Annotated in this window: 20 protein-coding genes; 12 read left to right on the top strand and 8 right to left on the bottom strand. The window is 59.9% G+C overall.

Annotation, left to right across the window (positions count from 1 at the left end):
* Positions 1–55: 55 nt before the first annotated feature.
* Positions 56–973 (top strand): ABC transporter ATP-binding protein, encoded by a 918-nt coding sequence (locus tag MCRY_RS17890; protein ID WP_085632407.1) that lies wholly within the window; start codon positions 56–58, stop codon positions 971–973.
* A 78-nt stretch (positions 974–1,051) separates the two neighbouring features.
* Here the strand turns inward: MCRY_RS17890 and MCRY_RS17885 are convergent, their stop codons facing one another.
* Positions 1,052–1,423: a histidine triad nucleotide-binding protein gene (locus MCRY_RS17885; RefSeq protein WP_085632405.1), complete on the bottom strand. Its 372-nt coding sequence runs from the start codon at positions 1,421–1,423 to the stop codon at positions 1,052–1,054.
* Positions 1,424–1,434: 11 nt separating this feature from the next.
* Entirely contained in the window at positions 1,435–3,012 is a 1,578-nt protein-coding gene (locus MCRY_RS17880; protein WP_085632403.1) for a DUF5928 domain-containing protein, read from the bottom strand.
* A gap of 141 nt (positions 3,013–3,153) precedes the next feature.
* Here MCRY_RS17880 and MCRY_RS17875 point away from each other — a divergent pair, with 141 nt between their 5' ends.
* On the top strand, positions 3,154–3,972 hold the full coding sequence (locus MCRY_RS17875; protein ID WP_085632402.1) for a sulfotransferase family protein: 819 nt from the start codon (positions 3,154–3,156) through the stop codon (positions 3,970–3,972).
* A gap of 72 nt (positions 3,973–4,044) precedes the next feature.
* Here the strand turns inward: MCRY_RS17875 and MCRY_RS17870 are convergent, their stop codons facing one another.
* Positions 4,045–4,635, bottom strand: a complete 591-nt coding sequence (locus tag MCRY_RS17870; protein WP_085632400.1) for a DUF1285 domain-containing protein — start codon at positions 4,633–4,635, stop codon at positions 4,045–4,047.
* A 70-nt stretch (positions 4,636–4,705) separates the two neighbouring features.
* Here MCRY_RS17870 and MCRY_RS17865 point away from each other — a divergent pair, with 70 nt between their 5' ends.
* The 4 genes from MCRY_RS17865 to MCRY_RS17850 are packed head-to-tail and all read left to right on the top strand — an operon-like array spanning position 4,706 to position 11,395.
* The gene (locus tag MCRY_RS17865; RefSeq protein ID WP_085632398.1) at positions 4,706–5,713 is read left to right on the top strand and encodes an AAA family ATPase; all 1,008 of its coding nucleotides are present in this window, start codon (positions 4,706–4,708) and stop codon (positions 5,711–5,713) included.
* Positions 5,710–6,585 carry a DUF58 domain-containing protein gene (locus MCRY_RS17860; RefSeq protein ID WP_085632396.1) on the top strand — a complete coding sequence of 292 codons (876 nt, stop codon included), beginning with the start codon at positions 5,710–5,712 and terminating at the stop codon, positions 6,583–6,585. Before MCRY_RS17865 ends, MCRY_RS17860 begins: the two co-directional genes overlap by 4 nt.
* Entirely contained in the window at positions 6,582–9,353 is a 2,772-nt protein-coding gene (locus MCRY_RS17855) for a DUF4159 domain-containing protein (protein WP_085632394.1), read from the top strand. The genes MCRY_RS17860 and MCRY_RS17855 overlap by 4 nt, the downstream gene beginning before the upstream one ends.
* Positions 9,353–11,395: a hypothetical protein gene (locus tag MCRY_RS17850; RefSeq protein WP_085632392.1), complete on the top strand. Its 2,043-nt coding sequence runs from the start codon at positions 9,353–9,355 to the stop codon at positions 11,393–11,395. The genes MCRY_RS17855 and MCRY_RS17850 overlap by 1 nt, the downstream gene beginning before the upstream one ends.
* Positions 11,396–11,547: 152 nt before the next feature.
* Here MCRY_RS17850 and MCRY_RS17845 read toward each other — a convergent pair whose 3' ends face one another.
* Together MCRY_RS17845 and MCRY_RS17840 are read right to left on the bottom strand one after the other, a co-directional pair.
* Entirely contained in the window at positions 11,548–12,231 is a 684-nt protein-coding gene (locus MCRY_RS17845; protein WP_085632390.1) for a DsbA family protein, read from the bottom strand.
* Between the two features lie 32 nt (positions 12,232–12,263).
* Positions 12,264–12,776: a DUF721 domain-containing protein gene (locus tag MCRY_RS17840; RefSeq protein ID WP_085632388.1), complete on the bottom strand. Its 513-nt coding sequence runs from the start codon at positions 12,774–12,776 to the stop codon at positions 12,264–12,266.
* A gap of 82 nt (positions 12,777–12,858) precedes the next feature.
* Between MCRY_RS17840 and mutY the strand changes: the two genes are divergently transcribed.
* Both mutY and MCRY_RS17830 read left to right on the top strand, forming a co-directional pair.
* Positions 12,859–13,914: an A/G-specific adenine glycosylase gene (gene mutY / locus MCRY_RS17835; protein WP_138487772.1), complete on the top strand. Its 1,056-nt coding sequence runs from the start codon at positions 12,859–12,861 to the stop codon at positions 13,912–13,914.
* A 76-nt stretch (positions 13,915–13,990) separates the two neighbouring features.
* Entirely contained in the window at positions 13,991–15,133 is a 1,143-nt protein-coding gene (locus tag MCRY_RS17830) for an alkane 1-monooxygenase (protein WP_085632386.1), read from the top strand.
* A 64-nt stretch (positions 15,134–15,197) separates the two neighbouring features.
* Here the strand turns inward: MCRY_RS17830 and MCRY_RS17825 are convergent, their stop codons facing one another.
* Entirely contained in the window at positions 15,198–15,686 is a 489-nt protein-coding gene (locus tag MCRY_RS17825) for a peroxiredoxin (RefSeq protein ID WP_085632437.1), read from the bottom strand.
* 94 nt (positions 15,687–15,780) lie between these two features.
* Here MCRY_RS17825 and MCRY_RS17820 point away from each other — a divergent pair, with 94 nt between their 5' ends.
* From MCRY_RS17820 to MCRY_RS22990, 3 genes are read left to right on the top strand one after another with little or no spacing between them, the layout of a single operon-like run.
* A complete protein-coding gene (locus MCRY_RS17820; RefSeq protein WP_085632384.1) occupies positions 15,781–16,992 on the top strand; it encodes an NAD(P)/FAD-dependent oxidoreductase in 1,212 nt (403 codons plus the stop codon).
* Positions 16,989–17,561 (top strand): 16S rRNA (guanine(966)-N(2))-methyltransferase RsmD, encoded by a 573-nt coding sequence (rsmD, locus tag MCRY_RS17815; RefSeq protein ID WP_085632382.1) that lies wholly within the window; start codon positions 16,989–16,991, stop codon positions 17,559–17,561. The genes MCRY_RS17820 and rsmD overlap by 4 nt, the downstream gene beginning before the upstream one ends.
* 12 nt (positions 17,562–17,573) lie before the next feature.
* Positions 17,574–17,747: a hypothetical protein gene (locus MCRY_RS22990; RefSeq protein WP_171046053.1), complete on the top strand. Its 174-nt coding sequence runs from the start codon at positions 17,574–17,576 to the stop codon at positions 17,745–17,747.
* Positions 17,748–17,823: 76 nt separating this feature from the next.
* On the opposite strand, the gene MCRY_RS17810 is transcribed toward MCRY_RS22990, so the two are convergent.
* On the bottom strand, positions 17,824–18,873 hold the full coding sequence (locus tag MCRY_RS17810; RefSeq protein ID WP_085632380.1) for a TRAP transporter substrate-binding protein: 1,050 nt from the start codon (positions 18,871–18,873) through the stop codon (positions 17,824–17,826).
* Between the two features lie 271 nt (positions 18,874–19,144).
* On the opposite strand from MCRY_RS17810, the gene MCRY_RS17805 reads away from it, so the two are divergent.
* Positions 19,145–20,113 carry an MBL fold metallo-hydrolase gene (locus tag MCRY_RS17805; RefSeq protein ID WP_085632378.1) on the top strand — a complete coding sequence of 323 codons (969 nt, stop codon included), beginning with the start codon at positions 19,145–19,147 and terminating at the stop codon, positions 20,111–20,113.
* Here the strand turns inward: MCRY_RS17805 and MCRY_RS17800 are convergent.
* A complete protein-coding gene (locus MCRY_RS17800) occupies positions 20,077–21,294 on the bottom strand; it encodes an MFS transporter (RefSeq protein WP_085632376.1) in 1,218 nt (405 codons plus the stop codon). The genes MCRY_RS17805 and MCRY_RS17800 overlap by 37 nt on opposite strands.
* Positions 21,295–21,297 lie beyond the last annotated feature (3 nt).

The following is a 21,297-nucleotide window of genomic DNA, read 5'->3' as shown; positions in this document are numbered from 1 at the left end:
GAATTTCCACTAGGTGCGGTTTAAGACGACGCGGCCACGGGAGCAAGAGACAGCAATGACACAGCACGCCATTGAGATCGAAGGGCTGAAAAAGACTTATTCCGGAGGCAAAGACGCCCTGAAAGGCATCAACCTGAACGTTCCACGCGGATCAGTCTTTGGCCTTCTAGGGCCGAACGGAGCCGGAAAATCGACGCTCATCAATATTCTGGCAGGTCTGGTGACCAAAAGCACAGGCAAAGTGACGATCTGGGGCTGGGATCAAGATGTGAACCCACGCCAGTCTCGTGCAGCCATAGGCGTGATGCCGCAAGAGCTGAACCTAGACCCGTTCTTCACGCCGCGCGGGGCTTTGGAGGTGCAGGCGGGGCTCTACGGCGTCCCCAAAGTGCAGCGCCGTTCTGACGAAATTCTCGAAATGATCGGCCTCACCGACAAGGCCGAGGCCTATGCCCGGACGCTTTCAGGCGGCATGCGGAGGCGCTTGCTGCTGGGCAAGGCATTGGTACACAGACCGCATGTGCTTGTACTAGATGAACCGACAGCCGGTGTGGATATCGAGCTGCGCCAGATGCTCTGGACCAATGTGCGCAAGCTGAACCGCGATTCGGGCATGACGATCATCCTGACCACGCATTACCTCGAAGAGGCCGAAGAAATGTGCGACGAGATCGCAATCATCAACCATGGCGAAGTGGTGGCCCGCGACAGCACCAGCAATCTGCTGGGGGCGCTGGACGCCAAGACAATGGTCATACAGCCCGACAGCGCGGTGGGCCCGCTTCCCGAAGTGGACGGCATCGGTGTAACGACGCGCGACGACGGCACAATTGCAGTTACCTACCGCGCCCGCCAGACTTCCGCGGAAGATGTACTTTCAATGCTGCGCGACAATGGCGTGCGCATCCGCGATGTCCGCACCGAACAGGCTGATTTGGAAGACGTGTTCTTGTCTCTGACACGCTCGGCCTGACACCATGAACGGATCAGCGTTTTCCAAAACGCTGGCCCGCAATTTAGAAATTGTGGCTAAAGGCTTTTCAAAAAGCCTTCACCGCGCCGGTTGCAGCATCCGACCTAGCCCCCGTCCGCCAAGCACGTGGACATGCAGATGCGGCACCTCCTGCACGCCGGCTTCACCAGCGTTCGAGATGATCCGGTATCCGCCCGACTGCAACCCTTCGGCTTTCACGACCTCACCCACAGTCCGATTGAAATCCACGATCTCGGCATCGCTCGCCTCAAGCACGAATTGGTCGTAGCACACATACGGCCCTTTGGGGATCACCAGCACATGCACCGGCGCTTGCGGCTGAATGTCCCGGAACGCCAGCGTGTGTTCGGTTTCAAGCACGGTGGCATTCGGGATCTCGCCGCGCAGGATTTTGGCGAAGATGTTCTGGTCGTCATAGCTATAGCCCATGCGGCATGTCCTCAGTCTGCAAAAAGATGGTCCGAACGTGCGATTTCAAGCGCTTGCTCTGATGGGATCGCCAAAAAGCTGGCTAAAGCCGCAGCGTTGGCCTCAATGCTGTCTTCTTCGCGGATACGCAGGTGATTTTCGAACTCGGCATCGCGAATCCGGTCGCTTTCATGCACGATGTCATTGCGGATCGTCGGCAAGAGTCGCTCCAGCGTTTCCTGCGGCGTGCGTTCTCCAGCCAGACCGACACGCATCGCATGACCGATCAGATAATCATCCGTGAAAGTGCAATTGACCTCGAGAAGCCGAGTCGTTGCGCGGTCGCGACAAAAATCCTCAAGCAGGTCAAGATTGCCCGGGTCCATGCAGACCACCATGCGATCTGAGTCGAAATAGTCGAATAGCATCCGCATCAGCGACCGCCGATGGCGGTGCCGCTTGCCGAGCGTCGATTGAATGCCTCCCATATCCGGCAGGTCTGTCTGCTCCTCGTTGAACAGGTATTCAATGCAAGGAACGTTCGTCTGCTGTCGGATACGCGAGACAAGCCGCTTGGCCACATGCCATTTCTTGCAGACCACGATCAGCAACTCGCGTTCTCGCCCAAGCGTGCTCTCGGTTTCCCAGAACCGCGGCGCAAAGCGGCGGCCAATGCGGCCCTTGCCGGTCAGAAACTTGTAAAGCGACCGACCTTCGTTCGAGATTTGGAAATTCGCACCCTTTGCCGAATAAAGTGACCCAAGCCGCTCCTTCAAGAGCAAGGCCTCTGGGCTGATCTTGCGGGCAAACAGGAAATCCTGGCTGAGTAGAAGATCATAATGGTCGTTGTAAAAGGTGACCGGCATCCCGTAATCCGAGAACATCAGAAAGGTCAGCGTCCGGCATTCGATCTCGTTTTCGGGCACGAGGTGCCGCACAAGAGTTTGAAAAAAGGTCTCGTCAGGGATCCATGTGGTGCTGAAAAAGCGCATAACATCCCGTCGCTGCCTGACGAAATCGAGGATCGCCTCAATCGTCCGACGCCGCAGACACCACCATTGGCTGCCGATCTGAATCTCGAGATCTTCAGGAACCTTGCGTTTCAATCCCAGCTTTCTCTGCAGATTGAAGCTTTGATAAAAGATCCACTTTTGAGTGCGCTCGTTGAAATAGTGGCGGTAGATCAGCCGCTCTTCCTTCATTCCGGTCTTGATCCAGTCCGACGCGAAAAAGTCAAAGCTTTCGATGAAGTCCGCATCCATACGGTCCAGATACGCATGCGCATACTCGGCGGTCTTGATCGCCTGGCAATCCCCCGACAGCATGTAGAAATGGGTTGCACGGGGAAACGCCTCGACCGCCGCTTCGACGGCGTAGAGTGTCGCCTGCACCAGCGACCATTCTCCCCAGCCACACTTGATTCGCTTCTTGGCGAAGGTGACGTTTGGGTTGTCCGACAGCGCCGTATGGATCGCCGTGTAGGCCGCTGCGTCAGCGCGGGCATCGAAATGGATGGATAAATAATCTCCGACCGCTGTCAGGCTCAGCGCCTGTCGGATGATTGCGTCCGGGTCCTTGTGACACAGTAGTATGAAGGCAATATTCGCCATTCAGCTCTTCATTTGCCCAACTTTTACCTCGTTCTTGTAGTGATAAGCGTGTTCAGAGATTGAATAAACCGACTTTCTTTGATTTTTTGTATACGTTACCGGACGACAAGAGCCCGGAACGAGGCTGGAGGCGGCAGAACGATGGGATTTCCCGGCACATGGATGACCGAAAGCGAAAGCATGGTTTATCGCGTGGTCCCGAAATGCGCATGCTCGACCATTGGTCAGATCATGTTCTATTCCGACCATGGCACGTTTTTTGACGGCGACATCCACGACGCGCAAAGTGGCTTGCACAAATGGGCGCTGGACCACTCGAAAGACCCGATCACGCAGCGCATTCAGGCGCATGACACCTATGCCTTCACCTGCGTTCGCAACCCATATACCCGCATCCTGAGCTCGTTCTTCGACAAGATTTGCGGCATCCAGCGCAACGGTAAACGTTATCGGGGCAACCTTGTACCACTTCTGATCCAGAAATATGGGATCGAAGTCGGCGGCGATGACGGCAAACAGGATTTCGATCAGATCAAAAGCTTCCGTCGCTTCCTGCTGTTTGCCCGCGACACCATTCGCTGGCGCCGCCCGATGGATCCGGACATTCACTGGTCGGCAATGTCAGGCCATATCAGCACGTTCATCGTCAACGGCGGCCAGTATAACAACATCTTCTGGACCGAAAGCTTCAATGACGGCATGGCTGATGTTCTCAAACACGTTGAAACGAAACAGAAAATCGACCTAAGTGAAATCCCGCGCTTCAACGAAAGCGAAGGGCACGGGCCGAAACGGGCCCATCCGGTCGAGGATTATTTTGATGATCTGTCGATGCACCTGATCTACGAAATCTACAAAAAGGATTTCGAGCTCTTCAAATACGATTTCGAAAATCCTGGGAACAAGATGCCCATCGGAGAGATCGACCTCGACGAAGTCCACGCCAAACTGGGTGATTGACGGCAGGAGCTTTAGGATCAACGCTTTTCGAAAAGCATTTCTAAGCCGCTTCGAAGCGGCTTTCCGCGCCAATCAATCCGGCAGCTCGTCCGAAGGAATGATCGGAAAAAACGCGCCATCCGACCAGACACCAAACCAGCTTTGACCATCCAGCATGTGATGCGCTCCACATTCGACCAAGCGGTAGAAGCTCTTGCGATCGATCAACGCCTCCAGATTGGCACGCACAAGCACATAAGGTGACGGCTCCCCGGTCTCCGCATCCCGCTCGACCCGGATCGGATGCTCCGGCCCCGCAACAGCCGTATCGCCCACATGGGTGGTGAAGGTCAGAACCTGCGCCTCGCCCTCACCCACAGCTTCAAAATCCGTGGCGACAAATGGCGCGTCATCCACTGTGATGCCCACTTTTTCGACAGGGGTCACAAGAAAATATTTGTCGCCATCTTTCCGCAGGATCGACGAGAATAGTTTGACCAGAGGCGCGCGCCCGATCGGTGTCCCAAGATAGAACCACGTCCCGTCACGGGCGATGCGCATGTCCAGATCACCGCAAAAGGGCGGGTTCCACAAATGGACCGGCGGCAAACCTTTGCTCTTGGTGGCGCGAACAGAGGCAGCGATGCCTTCGGCCGACGGAATAACACGATCTTGTGCGCTCATTGCTTTTGCCATTTTCCCTTTGCGCGTTACACTTTCCTGAAACAGACGTAATGCGCAAGGGAGACACGTCATGGCCACAGGCGAAGATTTGGTCGCAGAGATCGAAGCGCTGGAAGACAAGCTGGCGCAGGCCAAGACCGCAATCACCCGCCGCTTTATCGGTCAGGAACGTGTGGTCGAACTGACGCTGACCTCGCTATTGTGCGGCGGCCATGGTCTTCTGATCGGCCTTCCCGGCCTTGGAAAAACCCGTCTGGTTGAAACCGTGTCGACGGTCATGGGCCTGAATGGCAACCGCGTTCAGTTCACCCCCGACCTGATGCCCGCCGACATCCTTGGTTCCGAAGTTCTGGAAACCGGAAGCGATGGCAGCAGGGCGTTCAAGTTCATTCAGGGTCCAATCTTCTGTCAGCTCCTGATGGCCGACGAAATCAACCGCGCCAGCCCACGGACACAGTCGGCGCTGTTGCAGGCGATGCAGGAAAAGGTCGTCACAGTCGCGGGCGAAACCCGCAAATTGGATGCGCCGTTCCATGTTCTGGCGACCCAGAACCCGATTGAACAGGAAGGCACCTACCCGCTTCCCGAGGCGCAGCTTGACCGTTTCCTCGTGCAAATCGACGTGCAGTATCCCGACCGCAAGACAGAAAAGGAAATTCTGCTCGCCACCACCGGAGCAGAAGAAGCAGACGCCTATGAGGTGTTCACCTCAGCCGAACTGATCGCGGCGCAGAAACTGCTGCGGCGCATGCCCGTCGGTGATGCCGTGGTCGAAATGATTCTCGATCTGGTCCGCGCCTTCCGTCCGCATGATCCGTTGTCTGGCGAACGCGTCAAAGACACTGTCGCATGGGGGCCCGGCCCGCGTGCTGCACAAGCGCTGATGCTGACGGTGCGCGCGCGCGCCTTGCTTGAGGGGCGCCTTGCCCCGTCGCCGCAAGACGTGATCAATATGGCCCGCCCCGTTTTGACCCACCGTATGGCGCTCACGTTCTCGGCCCGTGCCCGTGGTGAGGATCTTGGCAGCCTGATTGACGAAGTGGCCCACCGCATGGTGGCGACCGAGGCCGCTGCGTGACAACCATCACCGCCCTCCGTCAACGCTCGGAAGAAGAAGCGGCCAAGCTGCCCGCGCTTTTGGCACGGGCAGAACACCTGGCGGGAACGGTCCTCTTGGGCGAACACGGTCGACGCCGGTCTGGCTTGGGCGATGATTTCTGGCAATACCGCCCCATGCAGCAAGGTGATGCTCTCCGCGATATCGACTGGCGGCGGTCCGCCCGCAGCGACACGCAATTCGTGCGCGAACGCGAATGGCAGATCGCACAAAGCGTCATTGTTTGGGTTGATCAGGCCGCGTCGATGCGCTTTGCCTCCGACGCCAATCTAAGCACAAAAGCCGACCGCGCCCGTACACTGGCTCTGGCAAGCGCAATTTTGTTGATCAGGGGCGGTGAGCGGGTTGGGCTGACCGGATTTGAACTTCCGCCCCGGCGTGGTCAGGCACAGATCACACGCTTGGCACAGATGTTGTCCGTTGATCATGGCGACGATTACGCCGAACCCGAGGCGCGCGGGATGATCCCGCAATCGCGCGCAATCTTCTTTTCCGATTTCCTCGGCGATCCCGCCCCGGTCGAAGCCGCCCTGACCAAAGCGGCCGACCGTGGCGTACGGGGTGCCTTGGTGCAAATCCTTGATCCAAGCGAAGAGAGCTTTCCCTTCGACGGCCGCACGATCTTCCAAAGCATCGGCGGCGGTATTGTGCACGAAACACTAAAGGCAGGCGACCTGCGGACGCAGTATCTTGATCGGTTGGCTGAACGCAAAGACCGGCTGGAACGCCTGTCGCGGGTAACCGGCTGGCAATATCTTTGCCACCACACAAGTGAGAGCGCGCAATCGGCGCTTCTCTGGATTTACCGGGCTATGGATGGGGCTCACGGATGACGCTATTTGGCATCGGCTTTGCGACACCCTGGCTTCTGCTGACGCTTCTCGCGCTGCCGATCCTTTGGCTGATCCTGCGTGCAGTGCCCCCGGCACCGATCCGCCGCATGTTCCCCGGCGTTGTGCTGCTGCTCGGCCTCAAGGACGACGATCAGGTCAGTGACCGCACTCCGTGGTGGTTGCTGCTGCTCCGAATGTTGGCAGTCGCAGCCCTGATCATTGGTCTTGCCGGTCCTATCCTGAACCCGCAGACCGACGACATCACGGCAAATGACGGCCCGCTTCTTGTTGTCATGGATGGTTCTTGGGCCAGTGCGGCAAGCTGGCGCGCGCGAACACAAGCGCTGGACGGCTTGCTTGCCCAAGCCGCCCGCGATGACCGCCGCGTGGCATTGCTCAAGTTGAGCACACCTGAACCCACCAGCTTCCAAACCGCAGACGATCTGCGGGCACGCTTGGTCGGTCTGTCTCCTGAACCTTGGGAACCGGGTGAGGCCCAAATCACCCGCGCACTCGAGCTTTTGCCCGAAGGTGATTTCGACACCTATTGGATGTCCGACGGGCTGGAACGCGACAGCCGTGCACCCCTTCTGACGACCCTCCAAGACCGTGGAACTGTCACTGTGTTTCAGGCCGGACAATCCATCCTCGGCCTTGCGCCAGCGCGGTTCGAAGATGGCAACATCGTCCTGACCGCCCTACGTGCCCGGTCGGGCAGTGACCGCGAAGTGACAATCCTTGCCCAAGGGCGCGACCCCGCGGGCAACCCTGCCGTTCTGGCGCGCGCCACCGCCACCTTTGACGCCAACGCCACCGCGACCGAAACCGCGCTGTCATTGCCTTCGGAACTGCGCGCACGGATCACCCGGTTCGAAATCGAAGGCAACCGCAGCGCCGGTGCCACAACCCTGCCCGACGACAGCCTGCGTCGCCGCGAAGTCGCTCTGATGGCTGGCCGCGAAGACCGCGAGGGGCTGCAACTTCTCTCGCCCCTGCATTATCTCGAAAAGGCGCTTGAACCCAGCGCCGACCTGCTCAGTGGCGCGCTGATGGATATGATCCCGGCGAACCCGGATGTGATCGCGCTGGCCGATGTGGCCACGATGGGCGCCGCCGAGGAAGACGCCCTGCTCGACTGGCTCGATGGCGGTGGCATCCTGTTGCGCTTTGCCGGGCAACGCCTTGCCGCAAGCGACATCAGCCGCGAAACCGAAGACCCGCTGATGCCCGTGCGCCTCCGCGCCGGAGGCCGCAGCGTCGGTGGCGCGATGAGCTGGGGAGAACCAAAATCGCTGGCCGAATTCAGCGAAGACAGCCCGTTCTACGGCCTTTCCATCCCACCCGACGTGACCGTGACAGCGCAAGTCATGGCACAGCCAGACCCGGCTTTGGCCGAAAGGGTGATCGCGCAGCTCACCGACGGCACGCCACTGGTCACCCGCAAAGCCGTAGGTCAGGGCCAGATCATTCTGTTCCACGTCACGGCCAATGCGGAATGGTCGTCCCTGCCATTGTCCGGCCTCTTCGTGCAGATGCTTGAACGTCTCGCCATTGCCGCAGGAAGCGCAAGCCAGCCCAGCGCAGAAGACCTCGCTGGAACGATTTGGCAGCCGAACATGGTACTGGACGCGTTCGGATCGCTGAACGATGGCAGCACACTGCCCGGTGTGCCCGGCGAAAACATGGTCGACGCCGATCTTGGCCCCGATCTGCGACCCGGCCTTTACCAAAGTCAGGACCGCACCATGGCCCGCAACGTGCTGTCGTCCGACACTACGCTGACTCCGGTCACGTGGCCCTCCGACATTACAGTAGAAGGGCTGACCCAGTCCGAAGAAACTCCGCTGGCAGGCTGGCTCCTCGCCCTCGCAATCGCGCTCCTCTTGGCAGACATCATCGCCTCGCTGTTCCTCTCCGGTCGCCTGTCTGGGCCCCGCGCCACCACGGCGGCGGGCATGGTCTTCGCTCTGCTGCTGATGCCGACCGCCCCCGCGCAGGCGCAATCCACCGAAGATCAGTTCGCTCTCGCGGCCACAGCCGAGGTGACATTCGCCCATGTCATCACCGGCGACACCACTCTGGACCGCACAGCGCAGGCTGGCCTGTTGGGCCTGTCCGAGACACTGTTCTTCCGCACATCCGTCGAACCCGCGGCACCAGTCGCAGTGAACTTGGAAACCGACGAACTGGCATTCTTCCCGTTCCTGTATTGGCCGATCACACCCGACCAACCCACACCTTCGGCCGAAGCCTATGCCAAGCTGAACACCTACCTGCGCTCTGGCGGGATGATCATGTTCGACACCCGCGATGCGGACATCGCTCGTTTCGGCACCGGCAGCCCGAATGGCCGCAAGCTGCAACAACTGGCAGCACCGCTGGACATTCCGCCGCTTGAACCCGTGCCAGAGGACCACGTGCTCACCCGCACCTTTTACCTGCTTCAGGATTTCCCCGGCCGCCACAACAGCCGCGATGTCTGGGTCGAAGCCGCACCACCCGATGCCGAACTGGTCGAAGGCATGCCCTTCCGCAACCTCAACGACAATGTCACTCCGGTGATCATCGGCGGCAACGATTGGGCGTCAGCCTGGGCGATGGATGAACGCGGCAACGCTTTGTTCCCCATCGGACGCGGCTATTCCGGCGAACGCCAGCGCGAGATCGCGTATCGCTTCGGAGTCAATCTGGTCATGCACGTGCTGACCGGGAACTACAAATCCGATCAGGTTCACGTGCCTGCACTTCTTGACAGATTGGGCAATTGATGACCGGCAGCATTGTCTTCGATCCACTTCTCCCGTGGCTGTTCATCGCTGTTCTGGCAACGCTCGCCGCACTTGGAGTAGGTTTGGCACTCTGGCGCGGCTTGCAGGGCTGGGCGCTGCGCGCGCTGGCTGCTCTGGTCGTGCTCGCAGCTTTAGCACAGCCATCCTATCAGGTCGAAGACCGCGCCCCGCTGTCCAACATCGTTCTGATCGTTGAAGACAAAAGCGCCAGCCAATCGCTGGGGGATCGCCTGAACGACACCACCAACGCCGCCGTGTCTCTGGCCGCACAACTTAACGCCCGCGACAACACAGAAATCCGCCGGATCGAGGTGCGCGACGGCGAAGGCGACACTGGCACGCTGCTCATGTCCGCCGTCTCTGATGCTTTGGCCGAAGAACCGCGCGGCCGTATTGCGGGTATCTTCCTGCTCAGCGACGGGCGCGTCCATGATCTGGAACGCACTCCAGACCTTCCCGCGCCGCTTCACCTGCTGCTAACGGGCAAGGAAACTGACTGGGACCGCCGACTGATCGTCAAGAACGCTCCGGCCTTCGCCATCCTTGGTGAACCCGTCACTCTGACCTTGCGTGTCGAAGACGACGGCGCGGCCCCGCAAGCCACCTCGACCGTGATCGATATCTCAGTCGACGGCGCAGAGCCGCAGCGCTTTGACATGCCCATTGGCGAAGACATCGAATTGCCGATCACCCTGCCCCACGGCGGGCTGAACGTGATCCAGTTCACCATTCCCACTGCTGACGACGAACTGACCGACCGCAACAACACCGCGCTTGTCCAGATCAACGGCGTGCGCGACCGTCTGCGCGTTCTTCTGGTGAGCGGTGAACCACACGCAGGCGGTCGCACATGGCGCAACTTGCTCAAGTCCGACAGCTCGGTTGATCTGGTGCATTTCACCATCCTGCGCCCACCTGAAAAGCAGGACGGTGTCCCGGTCACCGAACTGTCTCTGATCGCCTTCCCGACCCGCGAATTGTTCCTTGAGAAGATCGAGGATTTCGACCTGATCATCTTCGACCGCTACAAGCGGCGCGGCATCCTGCCTGCGATCTATCTCGACAACGTGGCAAACTATGTCGAAGGGGGCGGCGCTGTCTTGGTCGCAGCTGGTCCCGATTTCGCCAGTGCCGACAGCATTTACCGCTCTCCTCTGGCAGATATCATTCCCGCCGAACCCACCGCTCGCGTGATCGAACGCGGCTACCGTCCCGCCATCACCGATCTTGGCAACCGCCACCCCGTCACCTCCGGCCTTGCCGGGGCCGACACATGGGGCCGTTGGATGCGCCAGATCGAGGTCGATCCTATCGGCGGCGACGTCGTGATGAGCGGCATTGACGACAAACCGCTGCTCGTCCTTGACCGCGTCGGTGAAGGCCGCGTTGCGCTGATTGCGTCGGATCATGCTTGGCTCTGGTCGCGCGGCTTCGAGGGCGGCGGCCCACAGCTCGACCTGCTCCGCCGTCTGGCGCACTGGATGATGAAGGAACCGGAGCTCGAGGAAGAAGCCCTGTGGGCCGAACCCACGGGCCAGACCATGCGCATCATCCGCCGTACGCTTGACGAGACCGTTGGTAAGGTCACCGTCACCCGCCCCGATGGCAGCGAGGAAGAGATCACGCTGAACGAGGTAACACCGGGCCGTTTTGAGGCGCTCTACACCGGACCCGAGATTGGTCTCTATCGCTTGGCCGAAGGTGATCAGGATGCAGTTGTGGGCCTGGGCCCTGCCGCCCCGCGCGAATTCGAACAGACGATCGCCAGCGGTGATCTGCTTGAGCCTGCCGTCGATGGCACACGCGGCGGAGTTCGCCGTCTGGAAGAGGGCCTGCCCAGCATCCGCGCCGTTGGCGAAGGCCGCCCTGCAGCTGGCCGCGGCTGGCTTGGCATCACCCCCCGCGAGGCGTTCGAGACCCTGGACGTCACCCAGACGCCAATGCTGCCGGGTTGGCTTGTCCTGCTTCTGGCCTCGGGCCTGATCCTTGGCGCTTGGCTGCGAGAAGGGCGGCGGACGTAAGACTCTGTTAACAAAAGATTAAAGGGTCCGATCCGGACGCATTGTTTCGCGCGCGAAACATTTGGGCCGGACCGGACCTATTCTCAAACACAGCGCAGAAATTAAAAAGGCCGGTCCATCGAACCGGCCTTTCAATGCGTGATGCTTGACGTTTAGCCGCCAACTTTCTCGTCGATGATTTCCTGGAATTCACCATAGCTCATGTTGGAATAAGTCGTCCCGTTGATCACGAAAGACGGTGTCGAGCTGATTCCGTGCTCTTCGGCGTTGGCTTGATACCACTCAATCAGCCCACGCGCCTTGTCACCATTGCTCAAACACGCCTCAAGCTGGTCATTTTCCAGCCCGGCAATCCGTCCGATCTTACGTAGTTCATCCGCGATTGCCGCTTCCGAACCTGCACGGCTCCATTCGCCCTGCGTGTCATAGATCATTTCGGTAATGCCGAAAAAGCGGTCTTCACCACCACAGCGGGCCACCAGCGACCCCCAAAGGCCGTAACGGTCGAAATACACCTCGCGGTAGGTGAATTTGACCTTGCCGGTGTCGATGTAATCGGCCTTCAAATCCTTAAAGACGCCCTTGTGGAACGTCGCGCAATGCGGGCAGGTGAAAGACGCGTATTCGATGATTTCGACCGGCGCATCTTCGGCGCCAAGAACCATTTCCTGAATGGTGACATCCGCCGCAGCGCTTTCCTGCGCATTGGCTGCACCCGGCAGCGCGATGGCTTGCCCGTTGATCGTGGGCGCTTGACCCGTCGTTCCGGCGACCCACCATCCAGCGCCCGCCACGAGGGCCGTTGCCAGTGCAATCGTCATCAACCGTTGTTTCATTGCGAAACCCTTTGCTCTGTTTGCCGTAGGACCTAGGTCCGATTTTGAGTTTTTGAATAGACGTTTGTGGCCAGACGTTCCAGCGCCGCGCGCAAACCGTCGTCCTGAACGCCCCCAGCCATCTTCTGGGCTTCCGGTAGAATTGCGGCAGGCGTGTCATCCTGCGCCGATTTGGGGCGGTGATCGAAACTCACCTGACCTTCGGAAAACCCGGTCGCCGCCGTCTGCGTGATCCGCACCTTGGAAATCGCGTTATATCCGTAAACCGCGTTGACCTTTTCGCGCAGCTTTTCTTTCTGCATCTCAAGGATGGGCGCATTGGCCCCCGTGGTCAGCAACGTCAGCGTTGCGCCAAAGCCGCTCCGCCCATAGCGCACTTCGACAGGTCGACTGATCGCCGCGATGTCGTCGCCCGCGATCTCGGCCCAGTGGGTCAACAACCGCGATTGCGCAAAGCCACGCGTTTCCGAGGTCTTGCGGATCTGTGTCTGCAAGAGGCTCGAAGTGCGTTTGAAGCCATGTGTCTGACTGTTGCGCGGCGCCATGTTTGACTCCCTTGTCCGAACGCTATTCTAGTGGTGCTGCGCCGTTGCAACCACCCCACAAATGAGAGCCGAAATCAAAGGTATGTCAGACCTGCGTGATCCGCCCGATCCCTCCCTGCTGCTTGAATGGTACGACAGGCACGCCCGCCAGATGCCATGGCGCGTCGGACCCAAGGCACGCGCCCAAGGCATGTGGCCTGATCCCTACCGCGTATGGATGTCCGAAATCATGCTGCAACAAACCACCGTTGCCGCCGTCAAAAGCTATTTCGAAGCGTTCACCACCCGCTGGCCCACGGTCAGCGATCTGGCACAGGCGGAAGACGCAGATGTGATGGCCGCATGGGCCGGGCTTGGGTACTACGCCCGCGCCCGCAACCTGCTCAAATGCGCGCGCGTCGTGCAACACGATCATGCAGGCGTGTTTCCCAACACCTATGACGGCTTGATCGCGCTACCGGGAATCGGCCCCTACACCGCTGCCGCCATCGCCTCGATCGCGTTTGACCTGCCGGAAACCGTGCTGGATGGAAATGTCGAACGGGTGATGGCGCGGCTGTATGACGATCACACGCCGCTGCCCGCTGCGAAACCTGTGCTGATGCAATACGCCTCGGCGCTGACACCGCAGACACGCCCCGGCTGCTATGCCCAAGCGGTGATGGATCTGGGTGCCACCATCTGCACCCCCCGCAACCCCGCATGCGGTCTTTGCCCGTGGCGCAAATCTTGCGCGGCATGGGACGCGGGCACCGCCAAGGAGTTGCCCAAGAAATCACCGAAAAAGCGCAAACCCACCCGGTTCGGCATTGCCTACCTTGCCCGCCGGGTAGATGGCGCATGGCTTTTGGAACAACGCCCGGACAGTGGCCTGCTGGGCGGCATGCTGGGCTGGCCCGGCAGCGACTGGGGCGATGCACCGACCGAAGATCCCCCGATCCGTGCCGAATGGCGCACCCTTCCTGCAGAGGCGCGGCACACCTTCACGCATTTCCATCTGCGGCTCACGGTGAAAACTGCGCTAGTGCCAATGGACCGGGCCCCCGCACGCGGCATGTTCATCGAACCAGACACATTTGACCCGAACGACCTGCCAACGGTGATGCGCAAGGCGCATGCGTTGACACTGGGCAAATAACGCAACGTCACGTCAATATTGGTCGACGGCGGTTCTGCCGTTAGTGTGAATGATGTCTGGAAACATATTGGCCCCCATGTCTGACAGCACTCTGCATACGTCCTCAGACCGCCTTCCCTTGAAAGCGGCCCTGCCGTTCTGGCTTTCGCTGTTCATGATCCCACTTGTGCTATCGGCAGCGCTTGTCGGAGGCATTTGGGTGGTGGTGCCCATCATCGCCGCATGGGGCGTCTTCGCCACGCTTGATGCCGCCTTGGGCCTTGATGCCAACAATCTTGATCCACAGACAAAGGACAGCGCACTCTACTGGCACCGAATGATCACGCTGATCTGGCCACCGCTTCAGTTCCTGATGATCTTTGGCCTGATCTGGTACATTCCCCGGGTCGACCATCTGAACCCGCTTGAAATCTATCTGGTGACGGTAGGAATGGGAGTTTTATCGGGCAGCGTCGGCATCGTCTACGCGCATGAACTCATGCACCAGCGCAACAGGCTGGAACGCTGGCTGGGCGACATCCTGATGTGCATGGCGCTTTACGGGCATTTTCGGTCCGAACACCTGCTGGTGCACCACCGCCATGTCGGCACCCCTCGCGATCCGGTCACGGCCCGCTACAACGAAAGCTTCTGGCGGTTTTATCCACGTGTCCTCAAGGGATGTTTGCTGTCCTCGTTTCGCGCCGAACGCGACATGCTGGCCCGCAAGACACTGCCGTGGTGGCATGCCAGCAATCCGTTCTGGCGCTACTGGGGGCTTCAGGCCGCGTTCCTGTTGCTGGCCTTTGGGCTCGGCGGCTGGCTTGGGGTGCTGATCTTCGTGCTACAAGCCTTGTCGGCGATCTTCCAGTTGGAGGTCGTGAACTATGTCGAGCATTACGGACTGACGCGAAAATATCTTGGCGACGGCAAGTACGAGCATGTCAAACCGCGTCACAGCTGGAATGCATCACACAAGGCGTCGAACTGGTTTCTGATAAACCTGCAACGGCACTCCGATCATCACTACAAACCGGATCGGCGCTTTCCTCTGTTGCAAACCTATGAAGAGGACGAGGCGCCGCAATTGCCCTATGGCTATCCGGTGATGACCTTTTTCGCACTGTTCCCGCGCAAATGGCGGGCGATGATGAACCCCCGCGTCACTGCATGGCGCGAGAGGTACTATCCCGAGATCGACGACTGGTCCGACTATAACAAGGCCCGGCACGGACTGTAATCCGGCACCGGGCCAAAACGCTTCGAAGCGTTTTCGGCAATCCTTCGAAGGATTGCCGCGCAGTTCAAAGCTCGGCGAGCAACGCCTCGCCACCGGACACTTCGCAAACGCCGGGGCTTTCCTCGACATGCAGCTTGGTGACTTTGCCATCTTCGACCAGCATCGCATACCGCTTGGAGCGGGCGATCAAGCCAGCGGGCGGGGCGTCGAAATCCATACCGATGGCCTTGGTGAACGCGCTTTCCGCATCGCCCAGCATGGTGATGCCGGCTTCGGTCGCGCCGGTGGCCTCGCCCCAGGCTTTCATCACGAACGGATCGTTGACCGACACGCAGATGATCTCGTCCACGCCTTTTGCGGCAAACTGGTCTTTGGTGCGGATAAAGCTGGGCACATGCGCTGAATGGCAGGTCGGTGTGAAGGCGCCGGGAACGGCGAAGATCACAACTTTCTTGCCTTTGGCATGGTTGGCCAACGCCACGGCCTCAGGGCCGTCAGCCCCCATTTTCACAAGTGTTGCGTCTGGAAGTGTATCACCCTGTGCGATTGTCATCGTCGGTCCCTCGTTGATGAATTGCATTCTCGATGCTCTGCCATATAGGGTCGCGCGCAACCAGACCAATGGCAGGGCGGAAAAAGGTTTAGCGATGAAGCATGTAATTGTAGTCGGCGCCGGGCAAGCCGGGGCATCCTGTGTTGCCCGATTGCGTGCCAAAGGGTTCGACGGCCAAATAACTCTGATCGGCGAAGAGCCGTTTCCGCCGTATCAGCGCCCGCCTTTGTCCAAGGCCTACTTGCTGGGCGAGATGGAGCGAGACCGGCTGTATCTGCGGCCTGAGAGTTTCTATGCGGAACAGGACATCACGTTGAAGCTTGGCACCCCGGTGACGGCGATTGATCCGGTGGAACAAACACTGACTGTGGGCGATGACGTGCTGCACTATGACGATCTGGTCCTGACCACCGGCTCAACCCCGCGCCGCTTGCCTGCCGCTATTGGCGGGGATCTCGACGGGGTAATGGTCGTACGCGGGTTGCAGGACGTGGACGCAATGGCGCCACGCTTTGCCAAGGGCGCGCGGGTGCTGATTGTGGGGGGTGGTTATATCGGGCTTGAGGCGGCGGCCGTGGCGGCCAAACTAGAACTGAGCGTGACACTGGTCGAGATGGCCGACCGCATCTTGCAACGAGTCGCAGCCCCTGAAACCTCGGACTATTTCCGGCAGGTCCACAGCAGACATGGTGTGGATATTCGCGAAGGCGTCGGATTAGATCATCTGACCGGAGCGGAGGGTCGGGTGACCGGCGCTGTGCTAAGCGATGGCAGCACTGTCGAGGTGGATTTCGTGCTGGTCGGTGTGGGGATTGTTCCGAACACGCAACTAGCCGAGATGGCGGGTGTCGAGATCGACAACGGCATCGCGACGGACGCGCAGGGACGCACGTCGGACCCGCACATCTGGGCGGCGGGGGATTGCGCCTCGTTCCCGTTAAATGGTCAGCAGATGCGGCTTGAAAGCGTGGGCAATGCCATCGACCAAGCAGAATGTGTGGCAGACAATATTCTGGGAAGCGACCGCCCCTATGAGGCCAAGCCGTGGTTCTGGTCGGATCAATACGATGTCAAATTGCAGATTGCGGGTCTCAGCACCGGCTATGACAAGATCGTCACGCGCCATGGTGAAGACGGGGTAGTGTCGTTCTGGTACTACGCAGGCGACCAGTTGTTGGCCATCGACGCGATGAATGATCCGCGCGCCTACATGGTGGGCAAGCGGCTTATCGAGAGCGGAAAGTCCCCCGCACCGGATGCGGTGGCTGATCCGGCCACCGACCTCAAGGCGCTGCTCAAGGCGTGAGGATCATTGCGGGCACATGGCGCGGACGGGCGCTGACCAATGTGGGCAAGGGTGATCCCGGTGCGCATCTACGACCCACGACGGACCGGGTCCGCGAAAGCCTGTTCAACATGCTTGCGGGCGGGCGATTTGGTGATCCGTTCGAGGGTGCACATGTGCTCGACCTTTTTGCAGGGACCGGGGCGCTTGGGTTGGAGGCGCTGTCGCGCGCGGCGGTGTCGGCAGTGTTTGTCGATGACGGGCGCAAGGCGCAGTCTCTGATCAAGGAAAACCTCAAGCTGTTGCGCTGCGAAACGGGACGGGTGATCACAAGGGATGCCACGCGGTTGCCACTCTGTGATACGGATCCAGCCACGCTGGTGTTTCTTGATCCGCCCTATGGCAAGGGGCTGGGGGACAAGGCGCTTGCGGCTGCGGTGAAAGCCGGTTGGCTGGCCGAGGGCGCGCTGATCGTTTGGGAAGAAAACGTGCCTCAATTGGCGCCTGAAGGTTTCACCCGACTGGATGCACGGCGCTATGGCGACACGCATGTGACCGTGTTGCGATTTGGGAAAATGGCTGACCTGTGATAGTGTTGTTCTATGGATATCTACAGCCCGACCCTTGAAGAGTTGCGTGTGCTGGAGACGCGCGCGCAGGCAGACACATCATCGCCGCGGCGTGACGGGCCGGTTTTGATGGCCGATTGCACCACGCCGCTGGCCGGAGAAACGCTCTTGTCGCTGCTTTGGAAGCGCTGGGACAGCGAGGACTGAACCCGCGCGGGTGGTTTTGCGTCGACTCAAAACGACGCGGCACCGATGCCGCGTCACTTGTTGTTAGGACTGCGCCTTATCCGTCCGTCCCGCTGGCGGTGCCTCGGGTCGCCTCGACGGCGTTGCGCGCGTCTTCGACTAGCTTAACACCGTCAAGCCCACGTTCGGTCATCTCGGCGATCCAGCCCTGCGTGACCTCATCGCCCAGCGCCACGATCTTCGCTGTGACCTCTTCGCTGAGCGTCGCAATCTCGTTGCCAGCATCTTCCATCAGGACGAACCCGTCGCGATCACCCGTGTCGTGGGCTCGGCCTGCCATTGCAGACGTCTCAAGACCCGAATTGGCGTCGATCACCGCTTTCAGGTCATCGGGCAGCGCGTTGTAGCTGTCGGTGTTCATCGCCCAGATGAAGTAGAGGTTGTAGAGAGACTTGTCGCCTGCCACGTCTGTATGGCTATCGGTCAACTCGTCGAGTTTCAGCGAGGGCGACATTTCCCATGTGATCACACCACCATCGACCACACCTTTGGACAGCGCTTCGGGGAATTGCGGCACCGGCAGGCCGATGGGTTCGGCCCCCAGTTTGTCGAGCAGCAGTGTCGCCGGACGCGATGGGCCGCGCAGTTTGAGGCCTGCGAAATCGCTCAGGTCTTCGATGGCCGCGCCTTTCTTGTGTACGATACCCGGCCCGTGCATGTGGGCGGCGATCAGGTGGACATCGGCGAAATCGTCCATCAGGTGCTTTTGCGTGAATTCCCACGCCGCGCGCGAGGCTTCTTCGGCGCTTTTGGTGACCATGAAGGGGAGTTCCAGCGCCTCGGCTTCAGGGAAACGGCCCGGTGTGTAGCCTGGGATCACCCAGCCGCCGTCGATCACGCCGTCGCGGATCAGGTCATATTGCGCTGTGGCTTTGCCGCCAAGCTGCATGAAGGGATAGATCTCTATCTTGATGCGGCCGTTCGATTCTGCTTCGACTTTTTCGACCCATGGGTCGAGGAAGTACTTGGGGTTCGCCGAATTGGGCGAGACGAAGTGCTGGAACCGAAGGGTAACCTCCTGCGCGATACCAGTGGTTGCGGTGATGCCAAGCATGGCGGTGAGAGCGGCTGTCTTGAGAAAGGTCATGTCAGCGCCTCCTGTATGAAGCTATGTCCAAACGCTGCTGCACTGCAGCGCAGGGGGTATCTATGCTGTCCCTGTTACAGTTGCAAATCGTTCGCAACGCGGCGTGCCCTCGGATTGACCATGAAGTCTATGGCGTGATTGGCGAAATTCCCGATATGGGGGAATTAAAATCAATTCCTCCCCCATAGCGATAAAGCTGAAAATCAGAATTGCAGCATGGCGGACAGTAATGTTATTCACAAAATTGAATTTATCTCTGGGAGGAGACACAATGCTTTTGCGCCCAACCCGCCGGTCCTTTCTGAAAACCGCCGCCGCAATGCCGGCCTTTGCGCTTCCGGGCGCGCAGGCATTTGCTGAACTGGGTGGGCCGGAGGGTGGCAATCCCGGCTATTTCCGTTTCACCATGGGTGAGGCCAAGATCACGATTGTCTCTGACGGCTACCTGAGCCTGCCGACTGATGGTCTGGGCGTGAATGCCGATCCGGCCGAGGTGCAGGCGTTTCTGGCCGCGCACTACCTGTCGACCGAAACCAACACATCCCACACCAATCACCTGATCGTCGAGATCGGGGGCAACACCGTTCTGGTCGATGTGGGATCCGGCAACCGGTTCATGGACACCGCCGGGCGGCTTTGGGCCAATCTGGATGCGGCAGGGATCGACGCTTCTGGCATCACGCACGTGGTCATCACTCATGCGCATCCGGATCACATCTGGGGCGTCCGTGACGATTTCGATGAGGCGATCATTCCGGACGCGGCCTATTACCTTGGCGAAACCGAGCATGATTACTGGATGCAGGACGGGCTGGCGTCGCAGGTGCCTGCCGAGATGCAGCAATTCGTTGTCGGTGCGCAGAATTCGATCAATGTCGATGGTGCTGAATGGGAGCTGATGTCGGACGGGTTCGAAGTCGTGCCCGGTGTGCGGGTGATCGATTCGCCCGGCCATACGCCCGGCCATATGGCTGTGGTGGTGGAAAGCGGCGGGCAGCAGTTGATCGCTTTGGGCGATGCGATGAGCCACGCCTACACCAACTTTGCGCATCCCGACTGGTACAACAGTTTCGATGCTGACGGGGATCAGACCGTGGCGACGCGCACGCGGCTCTTGGATATGGCGGCGACGGATCGGATGGCGGTTCTGGGATATCACTTCCCCTTCCCCGGTGTCGGACATGTGATGCGCGATGGCGATGCCTACAGCTTTGTTCCCGCGCTTTGGAAGTTCGACTGACGGGCCGCGCGGAGATTTGCAGCGCGGTGGGACCACAAGAGGTGCCCCAGCGCGCCGAGCGCCGCAATTCCGGCTGCGGCGCCCAGCCATGTGAGGTCACCGACGGTTTGCACAAGGCCACCCACAGCAGAACCTGACGCAGTGCCAACATAGATCGCGGCAGCGTTGAGGGCGAGCACGACGCCCGCGAGGTTTGGCGCAAGCTGCATCAGGCGCACCTGTTGCGGTGCCATGAAGGACCAACCGAAGGCGGACCAGACGAAGGCCAGCACCAGCACCATCCACGGGGCCAGCGGCAGGCCGGAAAAGATCGGCATTAGAATGATCTGACCCAGACAGAGCAGCACCAGCGATGCGACAGACCCTAGACGGTCGGTGAGAAACCCACCCAGCAGGTTGCCCACAACAGCGCCTGCACCGAACACCAGAAGGACAAGCGTGATCCCGTCACGGCCAAAGCCCATCGTCTGTTCGAGCAGTGGCGCGAGATAGGTGAAGAGAATGTAGATCGCACCAAGGAAGGTTGCGGTGAACAGCACCGCGCCCATGATCAGCCCATCTTTCAGCGCGCGGCCCAGATCAGAAAGCGACACCGGCGTAAAGCGCAGGCCAGCAGGCACTCGGACCCAGATCAGGATCGCGGACAGGATCGCCAGCGCCAGCACCATCCAAAAGGCCATGCGCCAGCCAAAGGTATAGGCGATCCAGCCTCCTGCAGGGACACCGATCACCTGAGACAACGTCAGACCGAAATAGAAGGCCGAGATGGCCTTGCCCTGCGCGGCAGGTGCCGCCAACGCCATAACCACCGCAGCGCCCACAGGGGTGACCACGCCAGCGCCAGCGGCGGCCAAAGCGCGGGCGATGTAAAGGATTGTCACGTTCGGCGCGAGGGCCGCCAGCAGTGCGCCCAGCGCAAAGATCGCCATTCCAGCGGCGATCACACGGCGTCGGCCAATCCGACCGGTGACGGATACCAAAATCGGAGACAGGACTGCATAGGCCAGCGCATAGGCGGTCATCGCCCCTCCGGCTGCAGCGGTGCTGACATCGAGGTCAGAGGCCAGCAGAGGCACCATGCCGATCACTACGAAAGCGCCCATGCCGATCACAAAATTGCAGGCCGACAACAGCGCGATGAGGCCGACGGGCGGTCGGCTTGTATCTGTCTGCGATGTCATTCG

The sequence above is a fragment of the Marivita cryptomonadis genome (genome assembly GCF_002115725.1).
GTDB classification, from domain to species: Bacteria; Pseudomonadota; Alphaproteobacteria; order Rhodobacterales; family Rhodobacteraceae; genus Marivita; species Marivita cryptomonadis.
This window is presented reverse-complemented; position numbering and strand designations above follow the sequence as displayed.